The sequence below is a fragment of the Xenorhabdus budapestensis genome (assembly GCF_002632465.1).
Lineage (GTDB): Bacteria > Pseudomonadota > Gammaproteobacteria > Enterobacterales > Enterobacteriaceae > Xenorhabdus > Xenorhabdus budapestensis.
Genome location: NZ_NIBS01000001.1, coordinates 398,494 through 414,936, shown reverse-complemented (window position 1 = coordinate 414,936; position 16,443 = coordinate 398,494). Strand labels below are relative to the sequence as shown.

12 protein-coding genes, 5 tRNA genes and 1 pseudogene are annotated in these 16,443 nt (G+C 43.7%); 15 read left to right on the top strand and 3 right to left on the bottom strand.

Features of this window, described 5'->3' with window-relative positions:
* Nucleotides 1-123: 123 nt before the first annotated feature.
* On the bottom strand, nt 124-1,791 hold the full coding sequence (gene glnS / locus Xbud_RS02020) for a glutamine--tRNA ligase (protein WP_099134483.1): 1,668 nt from the start codon (nt 1,789-1,791) through the stop codon (nt 124-126).
* 391 nt (nt 1,792-2,182) lie between these two features.
* On the bottom strand, nt 2,183-4,210 hold the full coding sequence (gene nagE, locus Xbud_RS02015; protein ID WP_099134482.1) for an N-acetylglucosamine-specific PTS transporter subunit IIBC: 2,028 nt from the start codon (nt 4,208-4,210) through the stop codon (nt 2,183-2,185).
* A 333-nt stretch (nt 4,211-4,543) separates the two neighbouring features.
* On the opposite strand from nagE, the gene nagB reads away from it, so the two are divergent.
* The 10 genes and pseudogenes from nagB to Xbud_RS01965 all read left to right on the top strand — a co-directional run bounded on the left by nagB (nt 4,544) and on the right by Xbud_RS01965 (nt 9,377).
* The gene (gene nagB / locus Xbud_RS02010; RefSeq protein WP_099134481.1) at nt 4,544-5,350 is read left to right on the top strand and encodes a glucosamine-6-phosphate deaminase; all 807 of its coding nucleotides are present in this window, start codon (nt 4,544-4,546) and stop codon (nt 5,348-5,350) included.
* Nucleotides 5,351-5,378: 28 nt separating this feature from the next.
* Nucleotides 5,379-6,524 (top strand): annotated as a pseudogene (gene nagA / locus Xbud_RS02005) (N-acetylglucosamine-6-phosphate deacetylase); the annotation flags it as partial.
* A 90-nt stretch (nt 6,525-6,614) separates the two neighbouring features.
* Nucleotides 6,615-7,838 (top strand): DNA-binding transcriptional regulator NagC, encoded by a 1,224-nt coding sequence (gene nagC, locus Xbud_RS02000; protein WP_099134479.1) that lies wholly within the window; start codon nt 6,615-6,617, stop codon nt 7,836-7,838.
* 154 nt (nt 7,839-7,992) lie between these two features.
* A tRNA-Met gene (locus Xbud_RS01995) sits at nt 7,993-8,069 on the top strand.
* 5 nt (nt 8,070-8,074) lie between these two features.
* Nucleotides 8,075-8,159: transfer RNA gene (locus Xbud_RS01990), tRNA-Leu, on the top strand.
* Between the two features lie 75 nt (nt 8,160-8,234).
* Nucleotides 8,235-8,309: transfer RNA gene (locus Xbud_RS01985), tRNA-Gln, on the top strand.
* A gap of 40 nt (nt 8,310-8,349) precedes the next feature.
* A tRNA-Met gene (locus tag Xbud_RS01980) sits at nt 8,350-8,426 on the top strand.
* A 13-nt stretch (nt 8,427-8,439) separates the two neighbouring features.
* Nucleotides 8,440-8,514 (top strand) — tRNA-Gln (locus tag Xbud_RS01975).
* 182 nt (nt 8,515-8,696) lie between these two features.
* The gene (locus Xbud_RS01970; protein WP_099134612.1) at nt 8,697-8,999 is read left to right on the top strand and encodes a type II toxin-antitoxin system HigB family toxin; all 303 of its coding nucleotides are present in this window, start codon (nt 8,697-8,699) and stop codon (nt 8,997-8,999) included.
* Nucleotides 9,000-9,002: 3 nt separating this feature from the next.
* The gene (locus Xbud_RS01965) at nt 9,003-9,377 is read left to right on the top strand and encodes a helix-turn-helix domain-containing protein (protein ID WP_099134478.1); all 375 of its coding nucleotides are present in this window, start codon (nt 9,003-9,005) and stop codon (nt 9,375-9,377) included.
* A 79-nt stretch (nt 9,378-9,456) separates the two neighbouring features.
* Here the strand turns inward: Xbud_RS01965 and ubiF are convergent, their stop codons facing one another.
* Nucleotides 9,457-10,644 carry a 3-demethoxyubiquinol 3-hydroxylase gene (ubiF, locus tag Xbud_RS01960; RefSeq protein ID WP_099134611.1) on the bottom strand — a complete coding sequence of 396 codons (1,188 nt, stop codon included), beginning with the start codon at nt 10,642-10,644 and terminating at the stop codon, nt 9,457-9,459.
* Between the two features lie 213 nt (nt 10,645-10,857).
* Between ubiF and miaB the strand changes: the two genes are divergently transcribed.
* The 5 genes from miaB to lnt all read left to right on the top strand — a co-directional run bounded on the left by miaB (nt 10,858) and on the right by lnt (nt 16,422).
* Nucleotides 10,858-12,288, top strand: coding sequence for a tRNA (N6-isopentenyl adenosine(37)-C2)-methylthiotransferase MiaB (gene miaB / locus Xbud_RS01955; RefSeq protein ID WP_099134477.1), 1,431 nt, complete (start codon nt 10,858-10,860; stop codon nt 12,286-12,288).
* A 129-nt stretch (nt 12,289-12,417) separates the two neighbouring features.
* The gene (locus tag Xbud_RS01950) at nt 12,418-13,395 is read left to right on the top strand and encodes a PhoH family protein (RefSeq protein ID WP_416778747.1); all 978 of its coding nucleotides are present in this window, start codon (nt 12,418-12,420) and stop codon (nt 13,393-13,395) included.
* Nucleotides 13,392-13,859, top strand: coding sequence for an rRNA maturation RNase YbeY (ybeY, locus tag Xbud_RS01945; protein WP_099134475.1), 468 nt, complete (start codon nt 13,392-13,394; stop codon nt 13,857-13,859). The genes Xbud_RS01950 and ybeY overlap by 4 nt, the downstream gene beginning before the upstream one ends.
* A 132-nt stretch (nt 13,860-13,991) precedes the next feature.
* Nucleotides 13,992-14,870, top strand: a complete 879-nt coding sequence (gene corC, locus Xbud_RS01940) for a CNNM family magnesium/cobalt transport protein CorC (RefSeq protein WP_099134474.1) — start codon at nt 13,992-13,994, stop codon at nt 14,868-14,870.
* A gap of 10 nt (nt 14,871-14,880) precedes the next feature.
* Complete coding sequence (lnt, locus tag Xbud_RS01935; RefSeq protein ID WP_099134473.1) at nt 14,881-16,422, top strand: apolipoprotein N-acyltransferase; 1,542 nt, start codon at nt 14,881-14,883, stop codon at nt 16,420-16,422.
* Nucleotides 16,423-16,443: the final 21 nt, after the last annotated feature.

Below are 16,443 nucleotides of genomic sequence, written 5' to 3'. Positions count from 1 at the left end.
ATACAAGATGTGACTATAAGGCAATTTTTAATCTTGGCAGGAAGAGTTAATTTTCATTACGAGACTTTTAAGCATAAAAAAAGCGCGATAATAATCACGCTTTTTTCGTGTATTCAATTTACATTATTCTTTGGCGATTTTCGCCCAAGTATCACGCAAACCTACAGTACGGTTAAACACTAAACGTTCAGGACTTGAGAGTTTGCTGTCAGCACAGAAATACCCTTCACGCTCGAACTGATAGGTTTTTTCCGGCGGTGCTTTTGCCAGCCCCGGCTCAACAAAACCTTTACGTACCACTAATGACTCTGAATTAATCGTAGGCAGGAAATCCTCTTCCGCCCCCGGGTTCGGTACACTGAACAGACGGTCATACAGATAGAATTCCGCAGGGACAGCATGTGCAGCATCTACCCAGTGAATAACCCCTTTCACTTTGCGACCATCAGCTGGATCTTTATTCAGGGTCTGCTCATCATAGTGACAATAAATAGTAGTGATATTGCCTGCGTCGTCTTTCTCGACACGTTCAGCTTTAATCACATAAGCATTACGCAGACGAACTTCTTTACCGAGTACCAGACGTTTATATTGACGGTTTGCTTCTTCACGGAAATCAGCGCGATCAATATAAATTTCACGGCTGAAAGGCACTTCACGACTACCCATTTCTGGTTTATTTGGATGGTTAGGCATTGTCAGAATGACTTCACCTTCCGGCATATTTTCAATCACCAGTTTTACCGGATCAAGAACTGCCATAGCACGCGGTGCATTTTCATTCAAATCATCACGAATACAAGATTCCAACGCTGCCATTTCAACGTTGTTATCCTGTTTAGTCACCCCGATACGACGGCAAAATTCACGGATCGCAGCAGAAGTATAGCCACGACGACGCAAGCCAGAAATCGTTGGCATACGTGGGTCATCCCAGCCATCAACGATGTTTTCTGTCACCAGCAGATTCAGTTTACGCTTGGACATCACCGTGTATTCCAGATTCAGGCGAGAAAACTCATACTGACGTGGGTGGCAATCAATCGTGATGTTATCCAATACCCAGTCATACAAACGACGGTTATCCTGAAACTCTAATGTACATATAGAATGGGTGATCCCTTCCAGGGCATCAGAAATACAATGGGTGAAATCGTACATCGGATAGATGCACCACTTATTACCGGATTGGTGATGTTCTGCAAATTTAATGCGATACAGAACCGGATCGCGCATGACGATGAATGGAGAAGCCATGTCAATTTTTGCCCGCAGACAGGCTTTCCCTTCAGTAAATTCACCAGCACGCATTTTTTCGAACAGAGCAAGGTTCTCTTCCACACTGCGATCGCGGTACGGGCTGTTTTTACCCGGCTCTTTTAGCGTGCCACGATATTCGCGGATCTCGTCTGGGCTTAATTCATCGACATACGCCAGACCTTTATTGATCAATTCAAGCGCGTATTCATACAGATTATCGAAATAGTTAGAAGAGTAGCGAATATCACCACTCCACTGGAATCCCAGCCACTGGACATCATTTTTGATCGACTCAACGTACTCAATATCTTCTTTCACTGGGTTTGTATCGTCAAAACGCAGGTTGCATTGCCCCTGGTAGTCTTGTGCTATACCAAAATTCAGGCAGATCGACTTCGCATGGCCAATATGCAGATAGCCATTAGGTTCAGGTGGGAAACGGGTATGTACGGATGTATGTTTACCAGTTGCCAAATCTTCGTCAATTATCTGACGAATAAAGTTTGTCGGGCGAGCATCTGCCTCACTCATCGTTTTATTCCTCAATGCAAAAAGCGCTTTAACATAACCCTCTATAATCTATTAAGCTGAACCGAGAAACAACACTTAGTTAATGGGAAATGGACGAAAAGAGCAAAGTTAGTGCTAAAAAGCGATTTATGTACAATATCGTTAAATTTTCGTTAAAAACAGTGAAGGATACTGACAAGCCATTATTAAAAAATGGCTTGCCGTCTTTCTCATAAAGCGCTCAATAATAGCACCAAGTAAGATCAGCAAATGCGATGATTTTCCAGCACGACGATTAACTGATCCGCACAATAAATAATGTGCTCCTCACTCCAGCTAGCTGGGGTATTTTTATATAATTCGGTGATCGCCGAAACGATCACCGTTAACTTGGAAGGAGAAATGCATTAATCTATTTCATTACCTGAAATAAATTTGATTCTTTAGCAATAACATGACTTTCAGCCATGATACTGACACCTGCATAGTCATCAATATTGCTGATAACAATCGGACTTATCATTGATTTGGCATGAGCGTTTAGGTATTCAAGATCCAATTTCAATAATGGCTCCCCTACTTTTACTCTCACACCTTCTTCAACCAAACGCTCAAAACCCTCACCTTGTAAAGAAACGGTATCAATACCTATGTGGATAATCACTTCAACACCGTTATCTGCCTCAATACACAGTGCATGACTGGTATCGAACACTTTCACCACCGTACCTGAAATCGGTGAAAAAACAGTATTTGAGGTCGGTTTAATTGCAATTCCATCACCTACTAACTTGCTGGAAAATGCTTCATCTGGAACATCCTCTAATTTAACCAATTCACCTGTTACAGGAGCCATTAAGGTTAAAATAGCTTTGTCTTGTGGCTTACGATCTTTTTTTACCTGAGTGTCAGGCTTTGAATTCTGATGTTCCGTATCAGCCGCAATAGGGCCTTTGGTGATAACTTTCTTCATGGCATTAGCAACCAGTTCTGCACGGGTTCCAATAATAATCTGAACGCTCTCTTTATTCAGACGGATAATCCCGGAAGCACCAAGTCGCTTGACCGCCTGTTCATTAATCAAACCTGAGTCTCTTACGGATAAGCGTAAACGGGTAATACAGGAGTCAATGCCCGTTAAATTGCCTGAACCCCCTACTGCTGCGATATATTTATACGCTTCTTCCTGAATATTATCTGAGCCAATAGTTTTTGCAGCCATATCGATATCATAACCATCCGTTTGGCCGGTGGAGGACAATTCACGCCCTAGCGTCAATAGGTTGAATTTTTTGATCGTGAAACGAAATACGACATAGTAGAGACAAAAGAAAACTAAGCCTTGTGGGATAAGCATGTACCAGTGAACGGCTAACGGATTGCGTGAAGAGAGCAAAAGGTCAATAAAGCCAGCACTGAAACCAAAACCGGCAATCCAGTGCATAGTCGCCGCAATATAGACTGAAATCCCCGTCATAATAGCATGCAGGACATAAAGTACAGGTGCAACAAACATGAAAGAGAATTCAAGCGGCTCCGTCACACCAGTAAAGAATGCGGTAAATGCGCCTGCCATCATAATACCACCAACCATGGCTCTGTTTTCAGGCCGGGCACAATGGTAAATCGCTAATGCCGCTCCCGGTAAACCAAACATCATGATGGGAAAGAAACCTGCCTGGTAACGCCCGGTAATGCCCGGAATAGCTGTTCCTTCAGCAATAGATTTTGCTCCTGCCAGGAAATTAGGGGTGTCATTGATGCCTGCAACATCAAACCAGAAGACTGAATTCAAAGCATGATGCAAACCTATCGGTATTAACAGGCGATTAAAGAAAGCATAAAGCCCTGCCCCGGTTGAACCAAAGTTGGTAATACTTTCGCCGAATGCCACCAGCCAGCTATAAATCACAGGCCAGACAAACATCAGGATAAAGGAGAGCAGGATCATCAAGAATGAATTCAATATAGGCACTAAACGACGGCCACTGAAAAATGACAACGCCTGAGGCAATTCAACACTACTGTAGCGGTTATAAAGTTCGGCTGAAATGACTCCCACTAAGATGCCAATAAACTGGTTATTGATCTTACTAAATGCTGCTGGTACTTCAGCAACGGGAATACCTTTAATCATGGCGATTACTGCGGGAGAACATAGTTTGAGGACAACCATAAATCCGACTAATCCCGTCAGTGCGGCAGCACCATCCTTATCTTTTGACATACCATAGGCAATACCAACCGCAAATAATATTGCCATATTTTCGAGAATGGCATTCCCTGATGAAATAAACAATGCTGCCAGAGGATTGTCAGTACCCCAACCAGTTGGGTCTATCCAATACCCTACTCCGACCAATATTGCCGCTGCGGGCAATATCGCCACAGGCACCATCAATGCCCGGCCAATCCGTTGTAAGTAACTTAGAATATTCACTCACGCCCCCTTAAAGCTCCATTAATGGAGTCTTTTATTTAATGAATGATGTAATGACATCACTTATGTATTTATTGTTAAAACATTTTTAGTCTAAAAAAAATATTTTTCATCACAAATTAAATCCTTCTTATATGTGATAAAAATCACCACAATTGATATTTTTTTAATCAAAATATGGCCTTAATCAAAAACTTATTTTATTATAAAAAATAACATTACAACTTTCGACAAGTAGAACCATCACAAAGAATCGATATGATAGACGGCTTTCCTCGACAGCTGTTTGTATAGTTCCATTTTTAATCATGAATAATTTTTAAAGAGGTCATCATGAGGCTGATCCCCCTAACAAATACAAGTGATGTAGGTCGATGGTCTGCGTACTACATTGTTAGTAAAATCAATGAATTCAATCCAACAGCAGAGCGTCCTTTTGTACTCGGCTTGCCCACTGGCAGCACACCATTGACAACCTATAAAGAACTCATCGCGCTATATCAGGCAGGAAAAGTCAGTTTTAAGCATGTCGTCACTTTCAATATGGATGAGTATGTCGGTATTCCTACAAATCACCCCCAGAGTTACCACACTTTCATGCATCAGAACCTCTTTAATCACATTGATATCCCAAAAGAAAACATTAACTTACTCAATGGCAATGCGGAAAATGTTGATGCTGAGTGCTTACGTTATGAAAATAAGATCAAGTCGTATGGAAAAATCCATCTATTTATGGGCGGTGTAGGTAATGACGGTCATATTGCCTTTAACGAACCTGCATCCTCCCTCTCTTCACGTACCCGGATTAAGACATTAACGCTAGAAACGCGAACAGCTAACTCTCGTTTTTTCGATAATAATGTGGACTTAGTTCCCCAATATGCTTTAACCATTGGTGTAGGTACATTAATGGATGCCGAGGAGATCATGATTTTAGCGACCGGGGCCCAAAAAGCATTGGCCCTGCAAGCTGCAATTGAAGGCAACGTTAATCATATGTGGACAGTAAGCTGTCTACAGATACACCCAAAAGCAATCATCGTCTGTGATGAACCTGCAACGATGGAGTTGAGAGTAAAAACAGTGAAATATTTTCACCAGCTAGAGGCGGAAATTCTTAATGAGTTCGCCAGTTAGTATTTATTCAGGCGCTTAGGAGACCAGAATGTACGCTTTAACTAACTGTATTATCTACACTGGGCACGAAAGACTGGACGGACATGCTGTCATCATTGCAGATGGTTTGATTAAGCAAGTCTGTCCAGAAAACGAATTACCGGAAAATATTGAAAAACACGATTTACACGGTGCAAATCTCTCTCCCGGATTCATTGACCTGCAAGTCAATGGCTGCGGAGGTGTCCAATATAATGAACGGCTGGAATATATTACGGAAGAGACGCTGTGTACTATGCAGGAAACTAATCAGCGTCATGGTTGTACCAATTTTTTACCTACACTTATCACCAGCCCTGATGAACTGATGATTAAGGCCATCGAAGTGATGCGTATCTACTTGGCCAATCATCCTAATCAGGCACTTGGGCTACATCTGGAAGGGCCTTACATTAATCCGGTAAAAAAAGGGACTCACAATCCAGCCTACATACGCAGGCCGACACCTGAAATGATCAATTATCTGTGTATTAATGCTGATGTGATCACCAAGATTACTCTCGCTCCTGAGATGATCGAAGCTCAGTATATTCGCCAATTAACTGAAGCGGGTATTATTGTTTCTGCTGGTCACTCCAATGCAACTTATGAAGAAGCCCGGAAAGGGTTCCACAATGGCATTACTTTTTCTACTCACTTATATAATGCCATGCCTGCCATTTCCGGTCGTCAACCCGGGTTAATCAGCGCTATTTACGATACTTCTGAAGTCTATGCCGGCATTATTTGTGATGGCATGCATGTATCATGGCCAAATATCCGTAGCGCCAAAAGATTGAAAAATGAGAAATTAGTTCTTGTGACAGATGCCATCGTTCCTGCCGGTCTTGATTCAGCGACAAATACTCTGGAGCAATTCACCTTTGCCAATAAAACAATATATTATCGTGACGGATTATGTGTTGATGAACATGGCACACTAAGCGGCTCCTCAGTCACAATGATAGAGAGTATCAAGAATAGTGTTGAACATGTTGGTATCGCTTTGGGTGAAACATTGCGGATGGCAACTCTTTATCCAGCCAAAGCCATCGGTGTTGATAAACGCCTCGGTACGATTGAAGTCGGCAAAGTCGCAAACCTGACCGCATTCACACATAATTTCAAAATCTGCAAAACCATAGTTAACGGAAACATAGCCCACGAAAACGTGGTTAACGAAAAAACAGCGAATGAAAACATCGCTAATGGAAATGAAATTGAACTATCGTGAGTATAGGGCCTGATGAGTAACCATAATGCACAAAAGCAAATCGGTAATATTGATCTGGTTAAACAGCTCAATAGTGCGGTGGTCTATCGTTTGATAGACCAACATGGCCCAATATCCCGTATTCAAATTGCAGAAGAAAGCCAGCTTGCTCCTGCCAGTGTCACCAAAATTACACGTCAGTTATTAGAACGTGGCCTGATAAAAGAAATCGACCAACAAGCCTCTACTGGCGGGCGCAGGGCTATTTCTATCGTTACAGAAACCAGCCGCTTTCATACTATTGGCATACGGCTCGGACGCCATGATGCGACAATCGCATTATTTGATATGAGTGCCAAACAATTAGCCGAAGAACACTACCCCGTACAAGAGAGGACACAACAGGAAGTCGAAAAACGGATTATCTCCGCCATTGAGAATTTCATTGCCAAAAATCAGCGGCGGATCCGTGAACTGATCGCAATCTCAATCATTCTTCCCGGCTTGGTGGATCCCGATAACGGCATCATTCGCTACATGCCACATATAAAAGTAAACAATTGGCCATTGGTGCAAAACCTACGGAAACATTTCAATATCTCCTGCTTTACCGGGCATGACATTCGCAGCCTTGCGTTGGCAGAACACTATTTCGGGGCCACCCGCAATTGTGAAGACTCACTTCTGGTACGTGTTCACCGTGGTACAGGAGCGGGAGTTATCGTCAATAATAATATCTTGCTCAACAAACGCGGCAATCTGGGAGAAATAGGACACATCCAAATCGAGCCGCTGGGTGAACGTTGTCATTGCGGTAATTTTGGCTGTCTGGAAACTATTGCATCTAACTCAGCAATAGAGGCTAAAGTACAGCATCAATTACGGCAGGGATTTCCAAGCCAATTAACCTTGAATAGCTGCACTATTCATGACATATGCTTCGCAGCTAATCAGGGAGATCTTCTGGCCGTTGAAGTTATCAGACAGGTAGGACACAATCTTGGTAAAGCTATTGCCATCGCCATTAACTTCTTTAATCCCCAGAAGATAGTTGTTGCTGGCGATATTACGGAAGCTGAGCAAGTTCTACTTACTGCTATCCAACGCTGCATCAACACACAGTCGTTAAAAGCCTTCCGTGAAGATCTCCCCGTTGTTGTTTCCGAACTAAATCACTGTTCTGCAATTGGTGCATTTGCCTTAACAAAGCGCGCAATGCTCAATGGTGTACTGTTACAACATCTTCTTGGAGGATAACTTCACCAATCCCGTTGGTTTTATCATCAACATGATTACAAGCCAAACAAACAAGCGATATTATGCATATTTTTTTAAAAAAGCAGTTGACGCATTTGTCTGATATACGCATAATGCGCCCCGCACCGCCGATGAAGGCAAAGCGAAAAAAGATGGCTACGTAGCTCAGCTGGTTAGAGCACAGCACTCATAATGCTGGGGTCACAGGTTCGATTCCCGTCGTAGCCACCATCTTTGCGGGAGTGGCGAAATTGGTAGACGCACCAGATTTAGGTTCTGGCGCCGCAAGGTGTGCGAGTTCAAGTCTCGCCTCCCGCACCATTTTCTTCGTCGGTTGTACTTAAATCGAGTTGAAATAGCGTTATTTTGGGTTTAAGTTTTAGTATTGTTTTCAGATGGGGTATCGCCAAGCGGTAAGGCACCAGGTTTTGATCCTGGCATGCCCTGGTTCGAATCCAGGTACCCCAGCCATATTCCTGAATATTTTCTAAAATTTACAGTTAATGTAAATGGCTACGTAGCTCAGCTGGTTAGAGCACAGCACTCATAATGCTGGGGTCACAGGTTCGATTCCCGTCGTAGCCACCATTTAAAATTCAGTTGGGGTATCGCCAAGCGGTAAGGCACCGGATTCTGATTCCGGCATTCCCAGGTTCGAATCCTGGTACCCCAGCCAAGTTTTTAAAAATGTTAACTAAATTGACAACCACCGATAGGTGGTTTTTTTGTTTTTCTGCCGCTAAATTTCCCCTATATCTTCATCAAACAGCACTTAATACACATTATTAAAATATGCCAGGTCATAGATTAAACAATAAACACTTGTTTTAGTCCCATTTCGGGACTGCCATGAAGGTTATGAAAATAATATCCGTTGCATCACTGAAAGCACTTTGGGAAAAACACCCAGATGCTGAACAACCACTAAAGGCTTGGTTTGATGAGGCCAAAAAAGCCTCTTGGAAGACGCCAGCTGATATTAAAGCTCAATACCGCAATGCGAGCATCCTGAAAAATAATCGCGTGTTATTTAACATTAAGGGAAACGATTACCGTCTGATAGTTTCCATCTTTTACCCCGCAGGTTGGGTGTATGTTAAATTTATCGGTACGCATAAACAGTACGATACCGTAGATGCCAACAGCGTAGATCTGGAGTGAACAATGAATATTAAACCCATCAGAACAGAGCAGGATTATCAGGGCGCACTAAAAGCGATAGCACTACTATTTGATAACCAACCTGAAATGGGCACACCTGAATTCGATTACATGGAAGTCATGGTGTTATTGATTGAATCCTATGAAAAAGAACATTATCCAATCGACTCACCAGACCCCATTGAAGCCATTAAATTCAGAATGGAGCAATCCGGTTTGACAGTGAAAGATTTAGAACCAGCAATTGGTAAATCTAACCGTGTTTATGAAGTTCTCAATAGAAAGCGTAACCTGACATTACCCATGATCCGAAATTTACACGGCATGTTTGGAATACCTGCCGATGTTTTGATAAAACCAACAAATAAAACCCCGTAAAGGGAATCCACATTTGGGCTAACGGAGCATTTGCAAAAAAATGCTCCTACCCTCAAAAATATTCGATAAAAAACAACAATCACACGCCCAACGCATATTTCAGCGCCAGTTTTTTCATCACATCTGAACGTTGTGCTGCCATCAATGCCAGATTGCGCATGGTTTTTAATCCCGGCAAATCATGGCTGAATGCCGTGTGAAAGAGATCCATTCCCGCCTGCATAACCAAATTATCCGGCATCCTGCGACGTTGATAGCGCTTCAATACTGCCAAAGAGTCCCACTCTTCATGTAACTCTTTAGCATTGATTAATACCTTAAGCAGAGTATCAACATCCCGATAGCCCAAATTAACCCCCTGCCCCGCCAATGGGTTGATAGTATGAGCAGCATCCCCCAGTAAAACCAAACCTTCGCGTACATAATCGCTGGCATGATGGCGAGTCAGAGGAAACGACCCTGCGGCAACCGGCGTTACTTTGCCTAAACGAGCTGGAAATGCCCGAAAAATTTCCGGCTCAAGTTGTGTCATTGACATCGCCTGTAACTGGCGAATACGAGCGGGAGAGTCATACCACACTAATGAAGCCCATTGTTCAAACAATGGCAAAAAGGCTCTAGGGCCGGAAGGAAAAAATTGCTGCCATGTTATATCTTGCTGAGGCTGTTCAGTTTTGACTGTAATCAGCATACACGACTGGCGATATTGCCATCCCCTGCTGCCAATACCAGCCAATTGCCGAACCTGCGAGCGGGCACCATCAGCACCAACAATTAAACGTGTGTTTAATTCCGGGCCATTAGCCAATTCAACCCGCCAGGTTTTATGATCATGTTGCCGATGTATCGATTTCAATGCAGCTGGACAAAAGAGCGTGAGGTTGGGATACCGTTCAAATTCCTGCCACAATGCCAGTTGCAAAATATGGTTTTCTACCATGAACCCCAATTCCGGCAAACCAAGACTTTCTGCATCGAAAATCACGTTGGAGTCATTCTGTTCCCACGTTTCCAGAGTCCGATAGGGTGCACTACGCATCTGTAAAACATTTTTCCATGCCCCCAACTGTTTCAATAAACCCACAGAAGCACAGCTAATCGCTGAGACACGAACATCCGGTTCATGATCTGCATTGTAAGGTTGTGGTGGCTGGTGTTCCAATAATGCAACACGCCAGCCTTCTTGTGCCAGCCCTAATGCCGTTGCTGCACCAATCATACCTGCACCAACGACAACAATATCGAATTTTTGTTGTGGATTATTCATATTCATCACATTATTAACCTCTTGATTAAAAGTGTACCGGAATTTTCCCTTTCCGGCTGTGAATATCCGGTGTTACAGTCTGGTCACTGGTGTCTCAAATGACTACAATAGCCAGCAACATTATGCTAAATACACTGTATTCAATACGCTGGTTCATATACTACGCTTTTCAGTGTTGATGCATTATTTCACTGAAAACACCGGATGCACAAAATGTCGACGATAAAAAAACTGTATATCAAAACTTGGGGCTGTCAGATGAACGAATATGATTCATCCAAGATGGCCGACCTGCTGGAAACCACTCACGGTTATCAGTTAACCGATATCGCCGAAGAAGCAGATATCTTACTCCTGAACACATGTTCAATTCGTGAAAAAGCACAAGAAAAAGTCTTTCACCAACTCGGACGCTGGAAAGGGCTGAAAGACAAAAACTCTGAAGTCATCATTGGTGTCGGTGGTTGCGTCGCTTCTCAGGAAGGAGATTACATCCGCCAGCGTGCACCCAGTGTTGATATTATCTTCGGACCACAAACTCTGCACCGTCTGCCGGAAATGATTAATCATGTAAAAGGCACCCGCAGCCCTGTTGTTGATATCAGTTTCCCCGAAATAGAGAAGTTCGACCATCTGCCAGAACCACGAGCTGAAGGCCCGACTGCATTCGTTTCTATCATGGAAGGCTGTAATAAATACTGCACATTCTGCGTTGTTCCTTACACCCGTGGGGAAGAAGTCAGCCGTCCTTGCGATGATATCCTATTTGAAATTGCCCAACTTGCTGCCCAAGGCGTGCGCGAAGTTAACTTGCTCGGTCAAAATGTTAACGCTTACCGTGGAGCAACATTTGACGGGGATATCTGCACATTTGCGGAATTACTGCGTCTGGTTGCAGCTATTGATGGTATCGACCGTATACGCTTCACCACCAGCCATCCAATCGAATTTACTGACGATATTATCGCTGTTTACGAAGATACACCAGAGTTGGTCAGCTTCCTGCATTTGCCCGTCCAGAGCGGCTCTGATCGTATTCTGACCCTGATGAAACGCGCTCACACCGCGCTGGAATACAAAGGCATTATTCGTCGCCTGCGTAAAGCGCGCTCTGATATTCTCATCAGTTCTGACTTTATCATCGGTTTCCCAGGCGAAACACAAGACGACTTTGAAAAAACGATGAAATTGATTGCTGATGTTAATTTCGACATGAGTTTCAGCTTCATTTATTCAGCACGTCCGGGAACGCCTGCGGCTGATTTGCCAGACGATGTGAGTGAAGAAGAAAAGAAACAGCGCCTGTATCTGCTCCAGCAGCGCATTAACCAACAAGCCATGAGCTATAGCCGCGCCATGCTTGGCAGCACACAACGCATTCTGGTTGAAGGCCCATCCCGCAAAAATATCATGGAGCTTTCTGGCCGTACTGAAAACAACCGTGTGGTTAACTTCGAAGGTACGCCTGATATGATTGGTACATTTGTTGATGTCGAAATTGTTGACGTTTATGCCAACTCTCTGCGTGGTAAGGTGATCCGTACCGAAGATGAAATGGATTTACGTGTCCATGAATCTCCTGAGTCAGTGATTGCCCGTACCCGTAAGGAAGACGAAATCGGCGTTGGCATTTATCAGCCCTAAAAAATAGGTCAACTTTAACAAATTGGCAAGCCTTGACAGGCCCTAATATAGAGATAATCAGTGACACAAATAAACCCACAAGTAGCAACACAAGAGATTTTTCTGGAACCCGCAGACAATCAGCGATTAATGAGCCTGTGTGGCCCACTTGATGACAATCTGAAACAACTTGAACGTCGCCTGGGAGTAGAGATCAACCGCCGCGACAATCGTTTCAAATTGGTGGGAAAACCACTGTGTGTCAGTGCAGTAACAAGCATATTGCGCCACCTTTATGTCGAAACCGCACCTGTACGTGGCGTGATACCGGATCTTGAACCTGAACAGATCCATTTGGCAATCACAGAAAGTCGCGTACTGGAACAGTCAGCAGAAAGCGTGCCTGCCTACGGCAAAGCCTTGAATATCAAAACCAAACGGGGTGTTGTAAAACCCCGTACTCCTAATCAGGTGCAGTACATTGCCAATATCCTTGACCATGATATTACATTTGGGATCGGGCCAGCAGGAACAGGTAAAACCTATCTGGCCGTTGCCGCAGCAGTTGATGCACTGGAGCGGCAAGAAATTCGCCGGATACTTCTTACCCGCCCTGCGGTTGAAGCTGGAGAAAAACTGGGATTTTTGCCGGGTGATCTAAGCCAGAAAGTCGATCCTTACTTACGTCCACTTTACGATGCTTTGTTTGAGATGCTAGGTTTTGAAAAAGTTGAGAAGCTGATCGAAAGAAATGTTATTGAAGTCGCTCCATTGGCCTATATGCGTGGACGAACACTCAATGATGCTTTTATTATTCTTGATGAAAGCCAGAATACCACCATCGAACAGATGAAGATGTTCCTGACTCGTATTGGCTTTAACTCTAAAGCGGTGATTACTGGTGACGTAACCCAGATCGACCTGCCAAGAGGCCAGAAATCGGGTCTGAGCCATGCGATGGAAGTCTTGTCGGAAGTTGACGAGCTGAGCTTTAATTTCCTCCATAGCGAAGATGTGGTTCGCCACCCTGTGGTGGCCAAAGTCGTTATCGCCTATGAAGCATGGGAAGCTACAGAGCAAAAACGTAAACAGGCGCTTAACGAAAAGCGCAGACAGGAAGCGCAATGAGTTCAGTTATATTAGATTTACAAATCGCGTGTGAAAACTCAATAGGACTTCCTCAGGAAGTCCTATTCCAACGATGGTTGGAAGGCGTTTTGCCACAATTTCAAGCTGAAAGTGAAGTGACAATCCGTTTGGTTGATGAAGCAGAAAGCCACGAATTAAACCTCACTTATCGTGGGAAAGACAAACCAACCAATGTGTTATCCTTCCCATTTGAAGCTCCACCCGAAGTGGAACTGCCCTTACTCGGCGATTTGATTATATGCCGCCAGGTTGTTGAGAAAGAAGCGAAAGAACAACAAAAAACTGTTGAAGAACACTGGGCACACATGGTGGTTCACGGCTGTCTTCATCTACTTGGATATGACCATATCGAAGATGAAGAAGCGGAAGAAATGGAATCTCTGGAAACAGAAATCCTGAAAAAAATGGGTTATCCTGATCCTTATCTCGCGGAAAAAGAATAACCCCTAAGAACATTTTTATGTTAAACATTACGAATCGTACCCTATAGATCTCAGGATGTAGCCAACAAAGCTACAACTTGAAAGACGACAGGTATTCAACTTTAATTAATGAGGAATTTTAATTAAAACGCCATGAGCGACGACCATCCTTCTAGTAACGATAACCCTAGTCCTAAGAAAGGCTTTTTTGCACTTCTTAATCAGATTTTTCACGGTGAGCCGAAAAACCGTAACGATTTGGTTGAACTGATCCGTGATTCTGAACAGAATGACCTGATCGACCCTGATACCCGAGAAATGCTTGAAGGGGTGATGGATATTGCTGACCAACGCGTGCGTGACATTATGATCCCGCGCTCACAAATCGTTACCTTAAAACGCAATCAATCTCTGGACGAATGTCTGGATGTAATTATCGATTCAGCCCACTCTCGCTTCCCTGTGATCAGTGAAGATAAAGATCACATTGAAGGCATCTTGATGGCAAAAGATCTTCTGCCATTTATGCGTACGAATACAGAGCCTTTCAGCATTGATAAAGTGCTGCGTCAGGCTGTCGTGGTGCCGGAAAGTAAGCGGGTTGACCGACTGCTGAAAGAATTCCGTTCTCAACGCTATCACATGGCAATTGTTATCGATGAATTCGGCGGTGTTTCCGGCCTTGTCACGATTGAGGATATACTTGAACTGATTGTGGGGGAAATTGAGGACGAATACGATGATGATGAAGATAACGATATTCGTGCCTTGAGTCGCCATACTTATTCAGTGCGGGCATTAACTCAAATCGAAGACTTTAACGATGTTTTCAGTACTAATTTCAGCGATGAAGAAGTTGATACCATTGGCGGGTTGATTATGCAGGCATTTGGACATCTGCCTTCCCGTGGAGAATCCATCAACATCAATGGCTATCACTTCAAAGTAGCAATGGCAGATAGCCGGAAAATCATCCAGGTTCATGTCAAAATACCGGATAATGCTGAAGTTCCTGGCCTTGATAGAGATTAATAGGATCTGGATGAACAAAGCCTCATTAATGAGTTGCCAGCGGCTACGCGCTTTGCTGGCACTTTTCTTCGGAGCCAGTGGAACACTGGCTTTTTCACCTTTTGACTTCTGGCCCGCAGCCCTTGTTTCTCTCTGTAGTCTGCAAATCCTGACACTTAACCGGACTACCCGACAAGCGCTCTTTATTGGCTTCTGCTGGGGCTTTGGCTTGTTTGGTAGTGGTATAAACTGGGTTTATGTCAGTATCGCAAATTTCGGAGGCATGCCCACTGCCGTTAATATCTTTTTGGTGATCCTGCTTTCCGCTTATCTCGCTCTTTATCCCGCCCTGTTTGCTGGGCTGCTTAACCGCTTTTTCCCAACCTCAAATGGGATGAGGTTAATCATCGCCAGCCCTGCATTATGGCAATGCACTGAATTTTTGCGTGGTTGGGTATTAACGGGTTTTCCGTGGCTACAATTTGGCTATAGCCAGATTGATGGCCCATTGAAAGCAGTTGCCCCGATTTTTGGAGTAGAAGGTATCACCTTCCTGCTAATGATGAGCAGTGGTTTGTTAGTTTTTGCGGCCGTTCATAAAAAACGCTCATCTGCCATCACCGCCATTATCTTGTTACTGCTGCCGTGGCCAATGAGACATTATCAGTGGTATACCCTGATGCCAGAAAAATCAACCGAAGTAGCGTTGGTACAAGGCAATATTCCTCAGGAAATAAAATGGGATCCCTCTGTATTGGGAAAAACTCTGGATATTTATCTGGATAATAGCCGGCCTTTTATCGGCAAAATCCCTATTATTATCTGGCCAGAAGCGGCTATACCTGATTATGAATATAATCAGAATAATTTTCTGAGCAAACTGGACATTCTGCTCAGGCAACATAACACTAACCTGATTACAGGTATTCCCGATGCGCGCCCTACACTGGATGGATACAAGTTCTATAACAGTATTATTGTGTTAGGAGAAAAAACTCCTTACCAATATCCGGCGATTAGCCGCTATGACAAACATCACCTTGTTCCATTTGGTGAATTTGTTCCTCTGGCATCATTACTGCGTCCATTGGCTCCCTTCTTTAACCTGCCAATGTCCTCTTTCAGCCAGGGAAATTATATACAACCTCAGCTTTCTGTTGCGGGACATGAAATTACCGCCGCAATCTGCTATGAAATTATTTTGGGCGAGCAAGTCCGTGATAACTTCAAACCCAGTACAGAGTTTCTGCTGACTGTTTCCAATGATGCCTGGTTTGGACGTTCTATTGGGCCGTGGCAACATTTCCAAATGGCGCGTATGCGTTCCCTTGAACTGGGTCGTCCTCTGTTAAGAGGGACAAATAACGGAATTACAGCGGTAATCAAACCAGATGGTTCAATACAAGCCGAAATTCCACAATTTACTCGCCAAGTATTGGACGCTAAAGTCACACCAGCCAGTGGTATTACACCTTATTTCCGATTCGGTAATTGGCCGGTTTGGGGAATAACCGTGTTGTTTATTTTATTCGGATTGATAAGCAACCGTCGCCAAATCTCGCTAATCATTTAACGATATTTCAGAAAATATCCG

Coding starts and splice junctions, on each gene's coding strand:
- corC (WP_099134474.1), top strand. CDS start 13,992: ATGAGCGACGACCATCCTTCTAGTAACGATAACCCTAGTCCTAAGAAA.
- ybeY (WP_099134475.1), top strand. CDS start 13,392: ATGAGTTCAGTTATATTAGATTTACAAATCGCGTGTGAAAACTCAATA.
- Xbud_RS01970 (WP_099134612.1), top strand. CDS start 8,697: ATGAAAATAATATCCGTTGCATCACTGAAAGCACTTTGGGAAAAACAC.
- miaB (WP_099134477.1), top strand. CDS start 10,858: ATGTCGACGATAAAAAAACTGTATATCAAAACTTGGGGCTGTCAGATG.
- nagB (WP_099134481.1), top strand. CDS start 4,544: ATGAGGCTGATCCCCCTAACAAATACAAGTGATGTAGGTCGATGGTCT.
- Xbud_RS01965 (WP_099134478.1), top strand. CDS start 9,003: ATGAATATTAAACCCATCAGAACAGAGCAGGATTATCAGGGCGCACTA.
- lnt (WP_099134473.1), top strand. CDS start 14,881: ATGAACAAAGCCTCATTAATGAGTTGCCAGCGGCTACGCGCTTTGCTG.
- glnS (WP_099134483.1), bottom strand. CDS start 1,791: ATGAGTGAGGCAGATGCTCGCCCGACAAACTTTATTCGTCAGATAATT.
- ubiF (WP_099134611.1), bottom strand. CDS start 10,644: ATGAATAATCCACAACAAAAATTCGATATTGTTGTCGTTGGTGCAGGT.
- Xbud_RS01950 (WP_416778747.1), top strand. CDS start 12,418: ATGAGCCTGTGTGGCCCACTTGATGACAATCTGAAACAACTTGAACGT.
- nagC (WP_099134479.1), top strand. CDS start 6,615: ATGAGTAACCATAATGCACAAAAGCAAATCGGTAATATTGATCTGGTT.